General features: G+C 66.4%; 15 protein-coding genes. 2 read left to right on the top strand and 13 right to left on the bottom strand.

The features are described from left to right. The first annotated feature begins 10 nt into the window (after positions 1 to 10). On the top strand, positions 11 to 2224 hold the full coding sequence (locus FHS96_RS18750; protein ID WP_429595076.1) for a TonB-dependent receptor: 2214 nt from the start codon (positions 11 to 13) through the stop codon (positions 2222 to 2224). 54 nt (positions 2225 to 2278) lie between these two features. Here FHS96_RS18750 and FHS96_RS18745 read toward each other — a convergent pair whose 3' ends face one another. Both FHS96_RS18745 and FHS96_RS18740 read right to left on the bottom strand, forming a co-directional pair. After that, positions 2279 to 3514 carry a serine hydrolase domain-containing protein gene (locus FHS96_RS18745; protein WP_429595073.1) on the bottom strand — a complete coding sequence of 412 codons (1236 nt, stop codon included), beginning with the start codon at positions 3512 to 3514 and terminating at the stop codon, positions 2279 to 2281. 123 nt (positions 3515 to 3637) lie between these two features. Further along, positions 3638 to 4582 carry a LysR family transcriptional regulator gene (locus FHS96_RS18740; RefSeq protein ID WP_429595070.1) on the bottom strand — a complete coding sequence of 315 codons (945 nt, stop codon included), beginning with the start codon at positions 4580 to 4582 and terminating at the stop codon, positions 3638 to 3640. Between the two features lie 137 nt (positions 4583 to 4719). On the opposite strand from FHS96_RS18740, the gene FHS96_RS18735 reads away from it, so the two are divergent. Next, positions 4720 to 6390 carry a flavin-containing monooxygenase gene (locus FHS96_RS18735; RefSeq protein WP_429595067.1) on the top strand — a complete coding sequence of 557 codons (1671 nt, stop codon included), beginning with the start codon at positions 4720 to 4722 and terminating at the stop codon, positions 6388 to 6390. A 345-nt stretch (positions 6391 to 6735) separates the two neighbouring features. Here FHS96_RS18735 and FHS96_RS18730 read toward each other — a convergent pair whose 3' ends face one another. The 11 genes from FHS96_RS18730 to FHS96_RS18680 form a co-directional block, all read right to left on the bottom strand. After that, complete coding sequence (locus tag FHS96_RS18730; RefSeq protein WP_429595064.1) at positions 6736 to 6945, bottom strand: DUF2274 domain-containing protein; 210 nt, start codon at positions 6943 to 6945, stop codon at positions 6736 to 6738. Then, complete coding sequence (locus tag FHS96_RS18725) at positions 6945 to 8141, bottom strand: TraB/TrbI/VirB10 family type IV secretion system protein (protein ID WP_429595061.1); 1197 nt, start codon at positions 8139 to 8141, stop codon at positions 6945 to 6947. Before FHS96_RS18725 ends, FHS96_RS18730 begins: the two co-directional genes overlap by 1 nt. After that, positions 8138 to 9091 carry a P-type conjugative transfer protein TrbG gene (gene trbG / locus FHS96_RS18720; protein WP_429595058.1) on the bottom strand — a complete coding sequence of 318 codons (954 nt, stop codon included), beginning with the start codon at positions 9089 to 9091 and terminating at the stop codon, positions 8138 to 8140. Before trbG ends, FHS96_RS18725 begins: the two co-directional genes overlap by 4 nt. Continuing rightward, positions 9088 to 9861, bottom strand: coding sequence for a conjugal transfer protein TrbF (gene trbF / locus FHS96_RS18715; RefSeq protein ID WP_429595055.1), 774 nt, complete (start codon positions 9859 to 9861; stop codon positions 9088 to 9090). The genes trbG and trbF overlap by 4 nt, the downstream gene beginning before the upstream one ends. Further along, on the bottom strand, positions 9861 to 11150 hold the full coding sequence (gene trbL / locus FHS96_RS18710) for a P-type conjugative transfer protein TrbL (protein WP_429595052.1): 1290 nt from the start codon (positions 11148 to 11150) through the stop codon (positions 9861 to 9863). The genes trbF and trbL overlap by 1 nt, the downstream gene beginning before the upstream one ends. A 106-nt stretch (positions 11151 to 11256) precedes the next feature. Next, positions 11257 to 11988 (bottom strand): P-type conjugative transfer protein TrbJ, encoded by a 732-nt coding sequence (trbJ, locus tag FHS96_RS18705; protein WP_429595049.1) that lies wholly within the window; start codon positions 11986 to 11988, stop codon positions 11257 to 11259. Next, complete coding sequence (gene trbE, locus FHS96_RS18700) at positions 11985 to 14444, bottom strand: conjugal transfer protein TrbE (RefSeq protein WP_429595046.1); 2460 nt, start codon at positions 14442 to 14444, stop codon at positions 11985 to 11987. Before trbE ends, trbJ begins: the two co-directional genes overlap by 4 nt. Further along, the gene (locus tag FHS96_RS18695; RefSeq protein WP_429595043.1) at positions 14438 to 14707 is read right to left on the bottom strand and encodes a VirB3 family type IV secretion system protein; all 270 of its coding nucleotides are present in this window, start codon (positions 14705 to 14707) and stop codon (positions 14438 to 14440) included. Before FHS96_RS18695 ends, trbE begins: the two co-directional genes overlap by 7 nt. Further along, entirely contained in the window at positions 14704 to 15033 is a 330-nt protein-coding gene (locus FHS96_RS18690; RefSeq protein WP_429595040.1) for a TrbC/VirB2 family type IV secretion system protein, read from the bottom strand. The genes FHS96_RS18695 and FHS96_RS18690 overlap by 4 nt, the downstream gene beginning before the upstream one ends. A 3-nt stretch (positions 15034 to 15036) precedes the next feature. After that, positions 15037 to 16011, bottom strand: coding sequence for a P-type conjugative transfer ATPase TrbB (trbB, locus tag FHS96_RS18685; RefSeq protein ID WP_429595037.1), 975 nt, complete (start codon positions 16009 to 16011; stop codon positions 15037 to 15039). Beyond that, entirely contained in the window at positions 16008 to 16409 is a 402-nt protein-coding gene (locus tag FHS96_RS18680) for a ribbon-helix-helix protein, CopG family (RefSeq protein WP_429595034.1), read from the bottom strand. Before FHS96_RS18680 ends, trbB begins: the two co-directional genes overlap by 4 nt. Position 16410: the final 1 nt, after the last annotated feature.

The following is a 16410-nucleotide window of genomic DNA, read 5'->3' as shown; positions in this document are numbered from 1 at the left end:
AGAGATAATCGTGACCGCGCGCCGCCGGGAGGAGCGCCTTCAGGACGTCCCGGTGGCGGTGACCGCGATCAGCGGCGAGCAGCTCGCCGAACGCGGCGTCGTCAAGCTCGAGGATATTCGTTACCAGGCCCCCGGCTTTCAGGTGCAGCCCGGTCCGTACGGCTCCGCGGTTCCCGCGTTCCAGATCCGCGGGCAGCGCCAGCAAGAGGCGCTGATCACGCAAGACCCCTCGGTCGGGGTCTATGTCGACGAGGTCTATCAGGCGCGCGTTCACGGCGTGAACCAGTCTCTGCTCGACCTTGAGAATGTGCAGGTCCTCAAAGGCCCCCAAGGTACGCTGTTCGGTCGCAACACGACCGGCGGCGCGCTGCTGGTGGTCTCGCGCCGCCCGACCGATCGGCTGGAGGGCTCCGTCGCCGTGGGCCTGGGCAATTTCGATCAGCGGGAAGTGACCGCGATCCTGAACCTGCCGGCATCGGACAGCCTTCGTTTTCGCGCGGCACTGAAGGCGGATCGCAAGGATGGCTTCGTCCGCAATGTGTCGACCGGAGACCTGCTCGGCGATGAACGCAACTTCGCATTTCGGCTGGGTGCGCTGTTTACCGCCGGCGCGTTCGAGAACTATCTCACGGTCCAGCGGACGCGCACCTCCGGAACCGGTGTTCCGCTGATCTCACAGGGGCTCGGACCCGCAGCCTCATCCTTCCCCTCGATGGACCCCGCCGCGGTCGCCGCAGCGAACGCTGAGCAGGCGGCACTCGGCTTCTACGAGATGACCGGCGACCTGGCGCCAAACCCGAACCGCGTCCGGACGTTCGGCGTGACCGACATCGCAACGCTGGACGTCGGCGACGGCCTCACGCTCAAGAATGTCTTCGGATATCGCGAGATCGATACGTTGATCGGCCTCGAGTTCGACGGCTCGTCGGTCAAGACACGCAGTGGCGTCCCGTTCTTCAACGCGATCAACCAGGCCAACGAGCATCAGGTCAGCGAGGAACTGCAGCTTCAGGGGAAGCTCCTCGACGACCGGCTTTCCTTCGTCATCGGCGGCTATTACTTCCGCGAGAAGGGACGCGACTTCCAGCAGACGATCATCGGCGGGTACGGCATATCGCAGGCCGGCGGCGGCCGCGCCACCAACCGGTCGATGTCGCTGTTCGGACAGGTCGATATCAAGCTGACAGGAACGCTTACCGCGCTGGCCGGCATTCGCTACAGCTGGGACCGACGCACGCTCGATGCCCGGACCTATGTGTCCGGCGTGGCGGGGCTGGTGCCCCCCAGCATCGGCTATGACGGGCTTCCCCCAGCGATCGCCTGCAACAATGGCACCGCCCTGCCCGACTGCCTCGCATCGCTGCCGGCCTACAGGGACAAGCGGCCGACCTGGACTGCGGGTCTCTCGTGGAAGCCGTCGCCCTCCACTCTGGTTTATGCGAACGTGTCGCGCGGCTATCGGTCCGGGGGATATAATCTGCGCGGCAGTCGTGCCGGCGTCGGCGCGCAGGGCAGCTTCGGCCCGTTCAGGCCGGAGATCGTCACCAACTACGAAGGCGGCGTGAAGCTCGACTTCAACCTGGCCGCGATGCCGGTGCGCGCCAATCTTTCCGTCTACCACCAAGACTATAAGGATATTCAACGTTCGATCTTCGCCCAGTTCCCGGGGGAAGTGACCGCGCAATCCTATATCCTCAATGCCGCCGCGGGTGAGATCGACGGCGGTGAACTCGAACTTTCGATCCGGCCGGTCAGCGGCCTCAGCCTCGCCGGCTATGCCGCCTACACCCGTCCAGAATACAAGCGCTTCAGCTACGTCGTGGCCGCAAATGCTGACGGATCGGGTACTCGGGTGGTCGACGGCAGCGACAATCCGTTTGCAGGCACGCCGAAATGGCAGTTCGGCGCCAACGCGCGCTACGAATATCAGCTCGACGACCAAGGCACGATCGCGATCTCCGGGCAATATTATCATCAGGACCGCATCTACTGGTCCGACAATGGCGAACGACGGGCAACCAGCGTACCATATGGCCTGGTCGATCTTCGGCTCGAATGGAATGGCATCCTTGGCAGCACCGGCGATCTTGCCGCCTATGTGCGCAACCTCACCGACAAGAAGTACAAGGCCCTCGGTGCTTCGGGCTACGACACGCTCGGCTTCATCAGCTATATTCCAGGTCTGCCGCGCACCTATGGTTCGACCCTGACGATCCACTTCTGAAATCGAGAAAAGGGGCGAGAGGGGTGGAGCCGATCGGCCCCGCCCCCTTTCCGTTCAGCGACGCGAAGCGGTGAACGCCCTGCCCCTGTGGGCGCAGCTGTAGCCAACCGCATTATACGCCGCATCGACGAGGGCCTGTCCGCGTTCGTTCAACGCCACCCCCGGTCCGAGCCGGTTCATGACATAAGCGAATGACAGTCCGGCCTCTCCATCAGCAAATCCGATGCTGCCGCCGAGCCCCGGCGTGCCGAACGCCTTCTCGCCGATAATCATCTGATAACCAGGGCCGAGCGCGCGATCGCCCCAGGACTGGGAAAAGCCGAGCGTAAAGCTCGTTGCGATGCCGAGCAGGCGATCATGGCTGCTCGCCGATCGCACCTCGCGCAGCGCCGGCAAAAGGCCTGGGTCGACGATCCGCACCCCATCGATCTCACCGTCGAGAGAAAGTGGCGCATAGACGCGCGCAAGCCCCCGCGCACTGACCATGCCGCCCGCAGCCGGGATCTCAGCCAGACGAAAGGCGGCCGACGCGATCGTATCGGCGGCGAATGCGCCGCCACAATTGCTCAGCAGCCGCAGACGCTCGCGCACGTCTGGCGACAGCTCGTCCTGCGATGGCGCCGGCGCCTGCTCCGGCAGGATCATCTGCGCGACCCGCTGATGTTCGCTCTCGGGCAACCCGATCCAGACGTCGGCCCCGAGCGGACGCGCGACTTCATCTCGAAGGAAGCTGCCGATCGTCGTCCCCGTCACCCTCCTGACGATCTCTCCCCAGATGAAGCCGCTTGTGAGGCCGTGATAGCCATGCCCCATGCCCGGCTCCCAGGCCGGTTTCTGCGCCGCGAGCGCGGAAGTGACGAGGTTCCAGTCGAACAGGCCGCCGTCAGGCACAGGCATCTCCCAGTACGGAAGGCCCGCCTGATGACTCAAAGCCATTCCGACGGTCACGCCTGCCTTGCCGTTCGCGGCGAATGCCGGCCAGTAGGTCGCCACCGGTTCGTCCACCGCGACCAGGCCGCGATCAATCAGGATGGCGAGACATGTCGCCGCCATACCCTTCGTCGCTGAATAGCCGAGCGCCAGCGTGTCCCGTCGCCAGGGCGACCCCGCGACGGGGTCTGCGACCCCGCCCCAGAGATCGACGACCGGATCGCCGCGCAGGAATATCGCGACTGCCGCGCCGACTTCACCGCGCTCGACGAAGTTGCGCAGAAACTCCTCGGCCACCGCCGCAAAGCGAGGATCGCATTCACCATGGATCTGTGTAGGCGGCGTCGTTCGACCGTCCATTGTTGCCTCTCCTGTGCTTGCCGACGCCTAAGCAAGCCAGATCAGGCGTGCCCAGCACAGCCCGCAAAGCCGCAAGACAGTTTCAACGCAAACGGTGGCGCAGCTGCCGGTCAGATCGGGTCGTCATGCAGCGAAGGCGTGGGCGTCGAAGCCTTCGACCACCAGCCGTTTGCGCGCAGTGTGAATCGAGAAGTCAAGCAGGGCCCTGACCTTGAAGGGAATATGGTCACGGTGGGGATAGATCGCAGTGACTTCGCCGGAACTCATGTCGCGATATTCGGGCAGGACGACCTTCAACTGCCCCGTCTGCAGATAAGGGAGGACGGTCCTGACCTCCGCGGCGATGATGCCGAGACCCTCGAGCGCGGCCGGCAGGGCGACATCGACCTGATTGCCCACATAGAAGCGCGCCTTCACCTTGTGAATATAATGTTTGCCCGTCGCGATATTCTTGAGATTCCACGGGAAGACGCCCCGTCCGGCAGAGGCCCTCACGCCGATACCGAGGTGGCTGGAGAGCGCCTCGACCTCGGTCGGCACGCCGTGGCGCGCAAAATAGGCCGGACTTGCCGCGAGCAGTATCTCCATCCTCCCGAGACGTCGGCTGATATAGCCGGTCCTTGCCACCTCACCGATCTGGAAGACGATGTCATAGCCGCCGGCGATCGGATCCTCGCCGGTGTCGTTGAGGTCGAGGTCGATCGAAATCTGCGGATGGAGGTCGAGAAAATCCTGCAGGGTCGGTACCAGGCACTGGCGCGCGAAGATGCTGGGCGCCGCGAGGCGCAATGAGCCAGACGCGCTTCCGATCTGCTCCTGCAGCAGATCCTTCGCGTTCTCGACGCGTTCGATGGCACCGCTGATCTCCTGCAGGAAGAGCTCGCCGGCGGCTGTCAATTTCAGCCGCCGTGTCGTGCGATTGAACAGGCGGCAGTCGAGTTCTTCCTCAAGGCGTGCGATCGCGCGGGACACAACGGCGACCGAGACCTTTTCGGCCGCTGCAGCCTCCGTAAAGCTGCCGAGCCTCGCCGCCGACCTGAACATCGCCAGATGCTGGAAGTTGCGCATGTCCTCTCCATTTTTGCGGAAAAGGCTAAACTGACTCATCCCTTCGGGCAAGGACTGCGCCCGTCGGCCACTCTACTCTCCCGGCAGAACAGGCGCCGATGCTCGCTTCCGCGAGCGGAAGCCGAAATCGAGACAGGATGAACATGCAAACCGGAAAGGCCTCTGCGCCGGCCGAGCGTTATGATGTCGTCGTCGTGGGCGGTGGCTTCGGCGGGCTTTATTCGCTCTATCGTCTGCTGCGGCAGGGTCGTTCCGTCGTGGCGTTCGAGGCCGGCGATGATGTCGGCGGCACCTGGTACTGGAACACCTATCCAGGCGCGCGCTGCGATCTCGAGAGCATCGAATATTCGTTCAGCTTCGATCATGCGCTGGAGCAGGAGTGGGACTGGCCCGAGCGATACAGCGGTGCGGACGATATCCAGCGCTATGCACGCCACGTGGCCGAACGTTTCGACCTGCTCAGGCATATCCGCCTCGGTACCCGTGTGACGTCCGCTCGCTTCGACGAGGCCCTCGCCCGCTGGACGATCGAGACGGATCGGGGCGAGACCGTCTTCGCCAGATATTGCATCATGGCGACCGGGATGCTCTCCACGCCCGTCCTTCCCGATCTGCCCGGCCTCGGCGACTTCGGCGGCCGCATCCTTCACACGGGGGCTTGGCCCCGCGGTGGCGTTGACCTGTCCGGCACGACGGTCGGGGTCTTCGGAACCGGGTCGTCGGGCATCCAGCTCATTCCCGAGATCGCGAAGGAGGCAGCAAAGGTCGTCGTGTTCCAGCGTACCCCAGCCTACGCGGTACCGTCTCGGAACCGGCCGCTCGGAGCCGTGGAAGCGCAGGAGGTCAAGAGCCGCTACCCCGCATTCCGGCACGATTGCCTGCACAGCCATGGCGCGATATTTCGGCCGGACACCGTCACGGACCGCTCGGCGCTGGAGTTCGCCGCCGAGGAGCGCGATGCCATCTACGAGCGGGCATGGGAACGCGGTGGCGTCCACTTCGTCACGCTGTTCAACGACCTCAATGTCGACGCCGCGGCGAGCGACACGGCTGCCGATTTCATCCGCCGCAAGATCCGCAGCATCGTCAGGAATCCGGCCACGGCTGCAGCGCTCTGTCCGCAATATCCGGTGGGTGCGCGACGGATCTGCCTAGAGGATGGCTATTACGAAGCCTTCAATCGCCCCAATGTCGAGCTGGTTGATCTCAGGACGACGCCGCTCGTCTCGATCACAGCCACCGGAGTGGCCACGACGGCGGGAACCTATGACGTCGACAGCCTCGTCTGCGCGACGGGCTTCGACGCGATGACCGGCACGCTGGCACGCATCGATATCGTCGGACGTGATGACGTCCAGCTGCGCGACGCGTGGGCCGACGGGCCGCTGACCTTCCTCGGCATGGCCGTGGCAGGCTTTCCCAACCTCTTTCTGATCGAGGGACCGCTCAGCCCGGGCGCGACCGCCAATGCGATGCGCCAGATCGAAGTCAATGTGGAGTGGATCACCGACTGCATCGGCCATCTGGAATCGAACGGCTTCGCCTTCCTGGAGGCAACGCAGGAGGCTCAGAACATGTGGCGAAACGAGGTGAACGCGCTTGTTGCGCGTACGCTCTACATGACGACCGAGTCCTGGTACTGGGGCGCGAACATTGCGGGAAAGCCACGCGTGTTCATGTCCTATCTGAACTGGCCGCTGTATCTCGAACATTGCCGCGCCGCCGCCGCCGACGGCTATCGCGCCTTCCGGCTGGGTCGCTCGACCGATGGAGCAGTGCTGACAGCCGGATCGGACTCCACGTCTTAGCGCGGCGCTGCATCGTGACATCCACACCTGTCAGTACGGCTTTCGGTCTGGCGCGGACACCATCGTGCTCATTGACCATGCTGATCCCCACCGGGCCGGGCGCACATCTTTTGCGAACAGGTGAGCGGATGCAGCTAAAGGTGGCCGAGCCGGGCACAATGGGGACGTCCTCGCTGCCGCAAGGGCGGCGACAATGCTCACTTTCAAGCGTCGCGGGCCACGCCCACTTCGAAGAACAGATTTGCGCCCTTCCCAAACACATGCGGCTCCAGGCCTTCACAGCTTGCTCATCGCCATTGCTGGTGACCATTGCGCTGTTGAGCGCACTCGGAACGCCCGTAATCCCTACATCTTTCTCCGCTGAAATTCTCGATCCGCATCAAGAAAGGCCGCGAGCATGAACGGAATCAACTCGGCGACTGGTTCTTCGCGCCCGTATCGCTCGCAGTATAGGCGGGCATAGGCGTCCAGCCGATCATGGAGTTCAGGCATGATCTGCAGAACCAGCTTTCGTGGAGTCCGATCGGGCAATTTGGGCAGTTTGAGGTCCGCCATTACATCGCCCTGTCCGCGCGCCACGGCCTCAGCACAAGATCGGCATGGACAATGACGGTCAGCGGCCAGCCTGGTCGCACCCGGATGGTCGGCGGGATATCGAGTGATCGTCCAACGAGTTGATCTCCCGCCCTCGCCGCACCCTGCTGCGCCGACCGGCGAACGGCGCTCACGAGATCATCGTCTCCGTCAATGCTCAGTTCGGTTCCGACGCCAAGCAGCGTCGACAAGGCGACGCCCTTGAGCAATTGCCCGCCATGGCGGTCAAGCCGATCTGCCAGCCCGGCATAACCGGCCATGTCGCTCGCCGGCGCATTGTCGATGCGGACCGATGAGCCATCGGGAAACATCAACCGCTGCCAGACGATCAGCGCGCGCTCCTGACCGAAGGAGACGTCGCTGTCATATTTGCCGATCAGGCGGCTGCCTTGGGGCACGAGAAGGCGACGACCGGTCGCACTGTCATAGGTATTCTGCGTGACCTGCGCGATGACGATGCCCGGCACATCGGAATTCAGTCCGGTCATCAGGCTGGCGGCGATGACCGTTCCCGCACTGAGCATATCTGCAGAGGCTGGCGGGAGGAGCATATGCGGATTGACGTCGCCGCCGTCATACCGGCGTTCGAGAAACGCGACCTTGCCGGCCGCCGCAGATCGAAGGTCGGCAACTTCCGGCTCAGCGGCGCTTGAAGCCGCGCTGCCAGCCTCGGCCGCTCTCGGTTCGGCGGTCTGCTTGAGACCGACGAGCAAAGCCGACGCGCGCGCTGCCCGTTCATCCGCCAGTCGGCGCTGGCGCTCTGCTTCCGCCGCCTGAGCGGCTGCGTCGCCGGCTGGTGCAACCCCTTCGTCCGCGCGTTTGCGCTGGCGCGCGACAATGGGCCGCCCCAAGTCTCCGGGCAGCGGCGGGCCGAGACGGGGGACATCGCCATATGTGCCGGGCGCATCGGCGAGAACGTCCGCGGCTGCATCCCGGCCGCGCTGCTGCTCATCATCGGAACGGGACGCCAGGCCGATGGTCGCTGGCTGCAAAGCAAGCCACGCGACACCTGCAAGTGTCGTCGATCCAAGCGCAGCAAGCCCGATGATGACGCCCTTTCGAAATCGTACGGTACGCGCAGGCGCACCGCGCAGGACCAGCGTTTCAGGATCCACCTTCGGGGTGGCCGGCGAAGTATTCGCGGCGACCTCGCTCACCGCCCGCCCTTCCCGCGAACCTCATGGCCGGTGCGCACAATGCGTACGACCCGCTGCGGCTTTTGCCCGATACGCAGTTCGGCAAAGTCGAACAGGCGGTCAACGATGTACCAGCGGCCCGACACCCGGTAATTGACCAGTTGCGGCGAGGCCTTCGCATCCAGCACGAACAAGGGTGGCGCTTCGTCGACCAGCATCGATGCCGGGAACTCGATAAAGGTCTGCCGGCCATCGTCGAATGCGCGCAGCGGTCGCCAGGCGACCTTGTCGCCCGTAATGCGATAGTCGAAGCGCAGACGGGCGATGTCCAAGGCGGGGGACACGTCCGCCGCCGCAACCGGTCGCTCTTGTTCCACTGCGACGGCAAGAAGACCATCCTTGGGGTAGGTCCAGGCGATGCCAGCCATTGATTGTTGCGTCCGACTGTCCAGCTCCAAATGATACACGCGCCGGTCGGTGGTGATGACGAGGTTCGTGCCGAGACCACTGGCTTGCGGCTTGACCAGGATATGCGAGCGGCGGGTCGGCCCTGCCCCGCTCGATGTATCGCCGATCGTCCAGCGCGCGGTATCGCCGGACGCGACCGCGATAACGCTCTCCCCGGGTTGAAGCGCGACATCGGAAACCCGTTCGGGTGCGGTGGCCAAGTAATAGCGGGCGCCTTCGGCAAAGGCATAGGTCTGGATCGCGTTGAGATAGGCCTGACGCGTCGGCCGGCGCAACGATGCGGCATCCGCTTGTGCAATGTCCGTGTCGAAGGGCGATCTGTCCCCCTCGGCGCCGCCGACCGGTCCCTTGAGTACCTGCGCCACCGGCGCATCTGGCGGATGGCTGTTCTCTTGCTGCGCCGACGGCGGCACGACCTTCGTGTCGTCGGCCCTTGCCGGCGGCGAGATGGCGGCTGTCACGACCAGCGCACACGCGACCGGTATCTGCATCTTCGAGATCATTGCGCGTTCTCCATCATGTCGGCCTGGGGTTCGGAATCAGCTGTTTCATCATCGCGTGCTGCAGGCGGGCGATCCGCAACGCCTGCCCCGTCAAGCTCGCGGCTCCAGTCGATCGCATCGACATAGAGGCCAAGCGGATTGCGCCGCAGAATGTCGGCGGATCGCGGCGGCCTGGAGACAATCGTCAGGATCGCCGTCCAGCGCGAGGTCGAGACCAGGCTGCCGCGCTCGAAGAGCGTCTCGGTCCACTTCACTTGGAACGACCGGTCCGAGGCGCGGACGACGCTCGTGACCTGCACCGAGACGCTGCGGGTGCCGACCTGCTCGAACGGCTTTGCGCTGCGTGCATATTCACCGAGAAAGATCGATCCGCGGTCCGTCACGAAGTCGTAGGCCGACAGCCATCGCTCGCGCATCAGCACGGGATCGAGCGAGATCGTCCGGATGTGAGAGACGAACTGGCCGAGGTGCCATGCGATCTGGGGGTCGGTCGGGCGATAGTCGAGCTCCGCCGGCGCCACCGCGCGGGCTTCGCCCAGCCGGTCGACTTCGACGACATAAGGCACGATCCGGCTCTGCAGCGATTGCCAGATCAGAGCCGCGGACAGGCCGGCTGTGATCGCAAGGCCGCCAAAGGCCATCAGGCGCCAGTTCGCGGCCTGGGCGCGCGCGGAGCCGATCCGTTCGTCCCAAACCTGTCCGGCCCGCTGGTGCGGCGTCTCCACCTCCGGCGCGCGACCGTAGCGTTGCGTTGCTCGTTTGAAGCGCATCATTCGTCCTTTTCACTGATGTCCGGAATGGCGGCGGCACCGCCGCGATCACCTTCGCGCAGAGCCTGAAGGGCGGCCTGGCGATGCTGGCGCGCCTGCTGCGCACTCTGGATCCGCCGCGCCCATGGCGGTGGCGCTTCCGCGCTGCCGACGCCGGGTGCGGCTTCAGCGCCTTGATGTCCGGTCAGCGCCGACCAGGCCGCGGTCCGCCCCTGCTCGGCCGCGCGCGACAGGCCGAGCGCGCCGCCGACACGCTGGCCGAGCGCGCCCTTGGCCGCAGCGGCGACGCCGCCGATGCCGGAGCCGCCGGCCTCGCGATCCAGCTTGAACGCCGTGCTCGCCGCAGAGCCCATCGCTGTCCCCGAGCGCACCGCGCCGAGCGCGCCAGCCCCCGCCAGCCGGGCAGCGCCCAGGGCGGCGCCGCCGCCGACGGCGAGCATGCTGGCGGCCCCCACCGCGGTGCTGACAACGGCCCCCGCGCCGAGCTGCGGCGCGCCCCCGACCAGCCCGGACGCGATGCCTGGTCCGAACAGCCCCAGCCCGAGCAACGCACCGCTCGCGAGCATCAGGCTGACCGCCTGCTCGAGGTCGGGCTCGCGGCCATGAAGCGCGCCGATGAAGTCGGCAAAGAAGCCCGAGCCGATCCCAACGATGACCGCGAGCACCATGACCTTGATCCCAGCGCTGACGACATTGCCGAGCACGCGTTCTGCGAGGAAGCTCGTCCGGTTCCACAGCGCGAAGGGCACCAGCACGAAGCCGGCGAGCGTGGTCAGCTTGAATTCGAGGATCGTCACCAGCAGCTGGATCGCGAGCACGAAGAAGGCGACGATCACCACCAGCCAGGCCAGCAGCAGGATGATGATCATCAGGAAATTGTCGAAGAAGCTCGCAAAGCCCATCAGGTCGCCCGCCTGGACCAGCAGCGGCGACGCAGCCTCGAACCCGACGCCGGCGAGATGGCCGGGCTTCAGCAGATCGTCGGCGGAGATCATCCCCCCGCCGGCGATGAGGCCGAGCCCGGCGAAGGACCGGAAGATGATATCGGCGAGCATCGAGAAGCTGTTGATGATGAAGGCGAAGGCGCCGACATGGAGGATCTTGCGCAGCAGCCGCGCGATCACATCGTCCTCGCCGCCCAAAGCCCAGAACAAGCCGGCGAGCGTGATGTCGATGCCGATCAGGACGCTGGTCAGGAAGGCGACATCGCCACCGAGCAGTCCGAAGCCGCTGTCGATGTAGCGGATGAACGCGTCCATGAAGGTGTCGATGACGCTTAGGTCGTCCATGACCGGTCGATCCTTGGAAGATGAGGGGTGCCGCCGGGCTCCGAGGGGGAGCGCTGGAGCCCGGCGGCTTCGACGGCAGGAAGGGCGCACTGCCGCCGAAAGGGAGTCAGCGCGGCGTGTAGGCGCGGCCGTCGCCGAGGAAGCGTGTGGTCGCGTCCTTGGCTTCCCGCTCGGCCTGCGTCCGCCGCGCGCGGTCCAATGTCTCGGAGCGGTATTGCGCGGCCATCATCTGCTGCAGCTGCAGCTGCTGCTTGGCCGTCAGTGCAAGCAGCTGGTTGGTCGCCTGGGCTGCCTGCAACGAACCGCTAGCGTTCTGGCTGGCGCCGACGATGTCGGCGAGCGCCTGGGCATCGGCGCGCACATCCTCGACGACTTGCGCCTGCACCGTCATCGCGTGACGGTAGCCGCTCATTGCAGTGTCGAGGCGCTGGCGGGCCTCCCTGACCCGATCATCGGTGCGCAGGGCAGCGTCGAAGGAGCCGGGAAACATCGCCCGGAACCGCGTCTCGAGCTGGTCGAGATCGAAGTCGATGCCGCGGGCCTCGCGCATCAGCCGATCGATGGCGACGAGGCTTTGGGTAATCTGGTCGAGCTGCGGAAAGTCGATCCGCTCGAGGTTGCGATCCATGTTGGCGATCATCGCTGCCTCGTTCTGCAGCGACTGGATCTGCTGGTTGATCTGCTGGAGCGTCCGCGCCGCGGTCAGCAGGTTCTGGGCATAGTTGGCGCTGTCGAACACCGGCAGCGCCTGCGCCGGTGGCGACTGCGCGATGAACGCGCAGGCGCCCGACATGATGGCGCCGGCGGTGAGAAGGCAGGACATGAGCCGCTTGTTCATCGATCGTCTCCTTGGGGCTGCGGGATTGGGACAGGGAAGGATGCGAGGACGGCGCGCGCCCAGCCGAGCCCGGCATGCTCGAGGAAGCGCCCGCCGAAATCCGCAAGGCCGCCGTCGGCAAGCAGGGCATCGATGCGCTGCTGGGTTGCCGGATCGGAAGCGCCGCACAGCGCCAGCGCGACCGGATCGAGCCCGAGCTCGAACAGACGGTTGCCGCGGCTCGACTGCAGATAATAATGGCGCTTGGGCGTCGCCCGGCTGATCAGTTCGATCTGGCGCTGGTTGAGCCCGAAGCGCTCATAGGCGGCCCGCCCCTGCGGCTCGATCGCCCGTTCGTTGGGCAGCAGCACGCGCTGCGGGCAGCTTTCGATGATCGCGGGTGCGATCGTCGATCCCGTGATGTCGGCGAGCGACTGGGTGGCGAAGACGACGGCGACATTCTTCTTGCGCAGCGTCTTGAGCCATTCGCGAATGCGCGCGGCGAACAGCGGATGGTCGAGGAAGATCCACGCCTCATCGAGGACGAGCAACGTCGGCCGCCCGGTGAAGCGCGCCTCGAGCCGATGGAACAGATAGGTCAGCACCGGGGCGACGACGCCGGCATGCGCCATCAGGCCTTCGGTCTCGAAGCATTGCAGGTCGCCAAGCGCCAGATCGTCCTCGGCAGCGTCGAGCAGCCGGCCGAACGGGCCGTCGATCGTGTAGGGCGCGAGCGCAGACCGCAGCGGCTGCGACTGCAGCAGCAGCGACAAGCCGGTCAGCGTCCGCTCCTCGACCGGCGCGCTCGCAAGGCTCGCCAGCGCCGACCAGAGAGCCTCCTTGACCAGCGGCGTGACCAAGAGCTTCTCATGCTCGAGGAGGGCCGCCAGCCAGTCGGCCGCCCACGCGCGTTCGTCCGGCCGGTCGATGTGGCGCAGCGGCTGGAACGCGACCGGCGCCGCCGCGTCCCCGGCGTCACCCAGGCCCAGCACATGGTGCGTGCCAGCCATCGCGAGCACCGCGGCCCGCGCCGAAAGGCCCTTGTCGAACACGTAGATCTGGGCGTTCGGGTAGCGCCGGAACTGCAACTGCAGCAAAGCGAGCAGCACCGATTTGCCGGCGCCCGTCGGTCCCGCGATCAACATGTGGCCGACATCGCCGACATGCGTCGAGAAGCGGAACGGTGTCGTGCCGCTGGTCTGGGCATGGAACAGCGGGGGGCCGCCGAGATGGGCGTTGTGCGTGGGCCCCGCCCAAATTCCCGACAATGGCATCAGGTGCGCGAGGTTGAGGGTGTGGACGAGCGGCTGCCGGACATTGGCATAGACGTGGCCCGGCAGGCTCGACAGCCACGCCTCGACCGCATTCACGCCTTCGCGGATGCAGGTGAAGCCCAGGCCGTTGACGATGCGCTCGACCGCGCGCAGTCGGGCATCGGCCACCGCGGCGTCGGGGCCCGACACCGTCACGGTGGTGGTGAGATAGCCGAACGCGACATGATCGCCGCCGAGCGCCTGCAGCGCGACGTCGGCATCGACCACCTTGTTGTCGGCATCGCTGTCGAGAAGCTGCGCCGGCTGGTTGTACAGCACTTCGCGCAGCATCGCGCTGACCGACTTGCGCTTGTTGAACCACTGCCGGCGCAGCCGGGTCAATGTCCGGGTGGCCTCGGCCTTGTCGAGCGCGATGAAGCGCGTGACCCAGCGATAGGGAAAGTCCTGATGGTTGAGTGCGTCGAGGATCCCCGGCCGGCTGAGATTGGGGAAGCCGAGCAGGCTGACGGTGCGCAGATGCGCGTCGCCGAGGCGTGGTTCGAGCCCGCCGGCCAGCGGCGTGTCGGCGAGCAGCGCATCGAGATACATCGGCGTCTCGGGGACAGCGACCGGATGGGCGCTGCGCGAGACGGTAGCATGGAGATAGGCGAGCAGTTGCGCATCGCCCAGCGGCGCGATCTCGGGCATGAACTCGGCCATCAGGTCGAGCGCGCGATCGGTCTCGGCGACGAACCCGGCGAGTGCCTTGCGCCAGTCGCGGCCGGGCGCGGCGTCGCCGCGATCGACCAGCAGCCGGCCGGCGGCGTCGCCCTGGTCGGGCGGCGGCATGAAGGTCAGCGTCAGGTGGAAGTGACTCTCATAGTGCTGGCCGGCATTCTCGAACGCCGCACGCCGCTCGGCCTCGACCAGCCAGGAGATCGGATCGGGGAAGCGGCTGTCGGGATAGTCGAGCGCCTCGCGCCGCTCGGCATCGAAGAACATCGCCCAGCCGCTGCCGAAGCGCTTCAGCACATTGTTCATGCGGGCGCAGACTGCGACCAGCTCCGCCTCGGTCGCGCTTTCGAGATCGGGGCCGCGGAAGGCGAAGCTGCGCTGGAAGCTGCCATCCTTGTTGAGGATGACGCCGGGCGCGACAAGCGCCGCCCAGGGCAGATGGTCGGCAAGCCGGTCGGACCGGCTGCGATATTCCCTGAGGTTCAGCATGCCAGCACCGCCTTGTGGCGCAGGTGGCGCGCGAACACGGGTGCGAACATCGGATCACGCTTCGCCGCGAACACCGCCAGCGAGTGGCCGATCGCCCAGACCAGGATGCCGGCGACGACCTGCTGCAGGCCGAGGCCGAGGGCAGCCGCCAATGTGCCGTTGACGATCGCGACGCCGCGCGGGGCGCCGCCGAGCAGGATCGGCTCGCACAGCGCCCGGTGGATGGAGGCCTCGAAGCCGGCGACGCCGCCCTCGCCGCTCATCCGACCAGCGCCCCGCCGCCGAAGCTGAAGAAGCTGAGGAAGAAGGAGGACGCGGCAAAGGCGATCGAGAGGCCGAAGACGATCTGGATCAGGCGCCGGAACCCGCCCGCGGTCTCGCCGAAAGCAAGGGTGAGGCCAGTGGTGATGATGATGATCACCGCGACGATCTTGGCGACCGGCCCCTGTACAGATTCCAGCACCTGCTGCAGCGGCTCTTCCCAGGGCATGCCCGAGCCGGCGGCGCTGGCGACCGCCGGGAGCAGCAGCACGGACAGGAAAGCGATGCCGGACAGGCGGTCGCGGCGGCGGATGATGGACGATGCCATGGCTCAATCTCCTTGCGTGGTGGTGATGTCGATGAGGCGGTAGTCGCCCTGGGCGTCGACGCCGGCGGTGCGCATCAGCGTCTCGATGCGCCGGGCGGTGCCGCGGCCCGATATGAAGACGATGAGGTCGATCGCCTCGACGATCAGCCGGCGCGGCACCGCGGATGTCGCTTCCTGGACCAGCTGCTCGATGCGGTAGAGCGCCGACCGGGCGCTGTTGGCGTGGACGGTCGCGACGCCGCCGGGGTGTCCCGTGTTCCAGGCCTTGAGCATGTCGAGCGCCTCGGGCCCGCGCACCTCGCCGACGATGATCCGGTCCGGCCTGAGGCGCAGCGTCGAGCGCACGAGGTCGGCCATCGAAACGAAGCCGGGCCGGGTGCGCAGCGCGACGGTGTCGGGCGCGGCGCACTGCAGCTCGCGCGTATCCTCGATGAGGATGATGCGCTCGCCGCAGTCCGCCATTTCGGCGAGCAGCGCGTTGGTCAAGGTCGTCTTGCCCGAACTGGTGCCGCCGGCGACGAGAATGTTCTGCCGCGCCGTGACCGCACGGCGCAGCCGCTCGGCCATCGCCGCGGGCATGATGCCGTCGCGGACATAGTCCTCGAGGCCATAGACCCGCGCCGCCGGCTTGCGGATCGAGAAGCACGGCCCCAGCGCAACCGGCGGCAGCAGTCCTTCGAACCGCTCGCCGGCCCCCGCCCCATGCGCGGGCAGCTCCGCCGAGACGATCGGGCGATCGATGTGGACCTCGGTGCGCGCCTGGCTGGCGACCAGCCTGATGATCCGCTCGACCTGTGCCGGGTCGTAGCGCGTGCCGGTGTCGATGCGGCCATCCCCCAGCCGGTCGAGCCGGAGTACGCCGTCGGGGTTCACCATGATCTCGATGACATGCGGGTCGGCGAGCGCGGCGGCGATCGTCGGCCCCATCGCGGTGCGCAACATCGCGCGACGACGCTCGTCCGAAACCGCGCCGCTCATCGCCCGCCCTCCGCGGCCTGCGGCGCGAGGGTCGATCGGCCGGCGGCGATCTGGCGCCCGACGCGGTTGATGAACTTCTCGAACCGATCGCGGCCGATCGCGACCGCCGCGGGATCATTGTCGGGCAGCGGCGCGCCCACCGTCAATTGGTGCTGGATGAACAGCGACAGGCTTTCGAGCAGCACCTCGAGATCGCGCCGGATCGCCTCATGCTCGCGCGACAGCCGATCGAGGCGCAGGCGCAGCTGATCGTCGATCTGGCTGGCGGCGCGATTGGCGAGATAGGCAGCGAGTGCATCGTTGACGATCCGCGACTTGTTCGCGCCCGGCCTGGCCGCGAGCGCATCGAGCGCGTCGGCGACGCTGCGGTCGAGATAGAGGTTCTGGCGGAATTTCATG

Origin of the sequence: Sphingomonas zeicaulis, assembly GCF_050433225.1 — a bacterium.
Classification (GTDB): Bacteria; Pseudomonadota; Alphaproteobacteria; order Sphingomonadales; family Sphingomonadaceae; genus Sphingomonas_D; species Sphingomonas_D zeicaulis.
This window is presented reverse-complemented; position numbering and strand designations above follow the sequence as displayed.

What these genes read in the sequence shown, in the direction of transcription:
- FHS96_RS18735 (WP_429595067.1), top strand. Translation starts at nt 4,720, where the DNA reads ATGAACATGCAAACCGGAAAGGCCTCTGCGCCGGCCGAGCGTTATGAT.
- FHS96_RS18740 (WP_429595070.1), bottom strand. Translation starts at nt 4,582, where the DNA reads ATGCGCAACTTCCAGCATCTGGCGATGTTCAGGTCGGCGGCGAGGCTC.
- FHS96_RS18745 (WP_429595073.1), bottom strand. Translation starts at nt 3,514, where the DNA reads ATGGACGGTCGAACGACGCCGCCTACACAGATCCATGGTGAATGCGAT.
- FHS96_RS18695 (WP_429595043.1), bottom strand. Translation starts at nt 14,707, where the DNA reads ATGAGCGGCGAGGGCGGCGTCGCCGGCTTCGAGGCCTCCATCCACCGG.
- FHS96_RS18730 (WP_429595064.1), bottom strand. Translation starts at nt 6,945, where the DNA reads ATGGCGGACCTCAAACTGCCCAAATTGCCCGATCGGACTCCACGAAAG.
- trbJ (WP_429595049.1), bottom strand. Translation starts at nt 11,988, where the DNA reads ATGAACAAGCGGCTCATGTCCTGCCTTCTCACCGCCGGCGCCATCATG.
- FHS96_RS18680 (WP_429595034.1), bottom strand. Translation starts at nt 16,409, where the DNA reads ATGAAATTCCGCCAGAACCTCTATCTCGACCGCAGCGTCGCCGACGCG.
- trbE (WP_429595046.1), bottom strand. Translation starts at nt 14,444, where the DNA reads ATGCTGAACCTCAGGGAATATCGCAGCCGGTCCGACCGGCTTGCCGAC.
- trbF (WP_429595055.1), bottom strand. Translation starts at nt 9,861, where the DNA reads ATGCGCTTCAAACGAGCAACGCAACGCTACGGTCGCGCGCCGGAGGTG.
- FHS96_RS18690 (WP_429595040.1), bottom strand. Translation starts at nt 15,033, where the DNA reads ATGGCATCGTCCATCATCCGCCGCCGCGACCGCCTGTCCGGCATCGCT.
- trbG (WP_429595058.1), bottom strand. Translation starts at nt 9,091, where the DNA reads ATGATCTCGAAGATGCAGATACCGGTCGCGTGTGCGCTGGTCGTGACA.
- trbB (WP_429595037.1), bottom strand. Translation starts at nt 16,011, where the DNA reads ATGAGCGGCGCGGTTTCGGACGAGCGTCGTCGCGCGATGTTGCGCACC.
- trbL (WP_429595052.1), bottom strand. Translation starts at nt 11,150, where the DNA reads ATGGACGACCTAAGCGTCATCGACACCTTCATGGACGCGTTCATCCGC.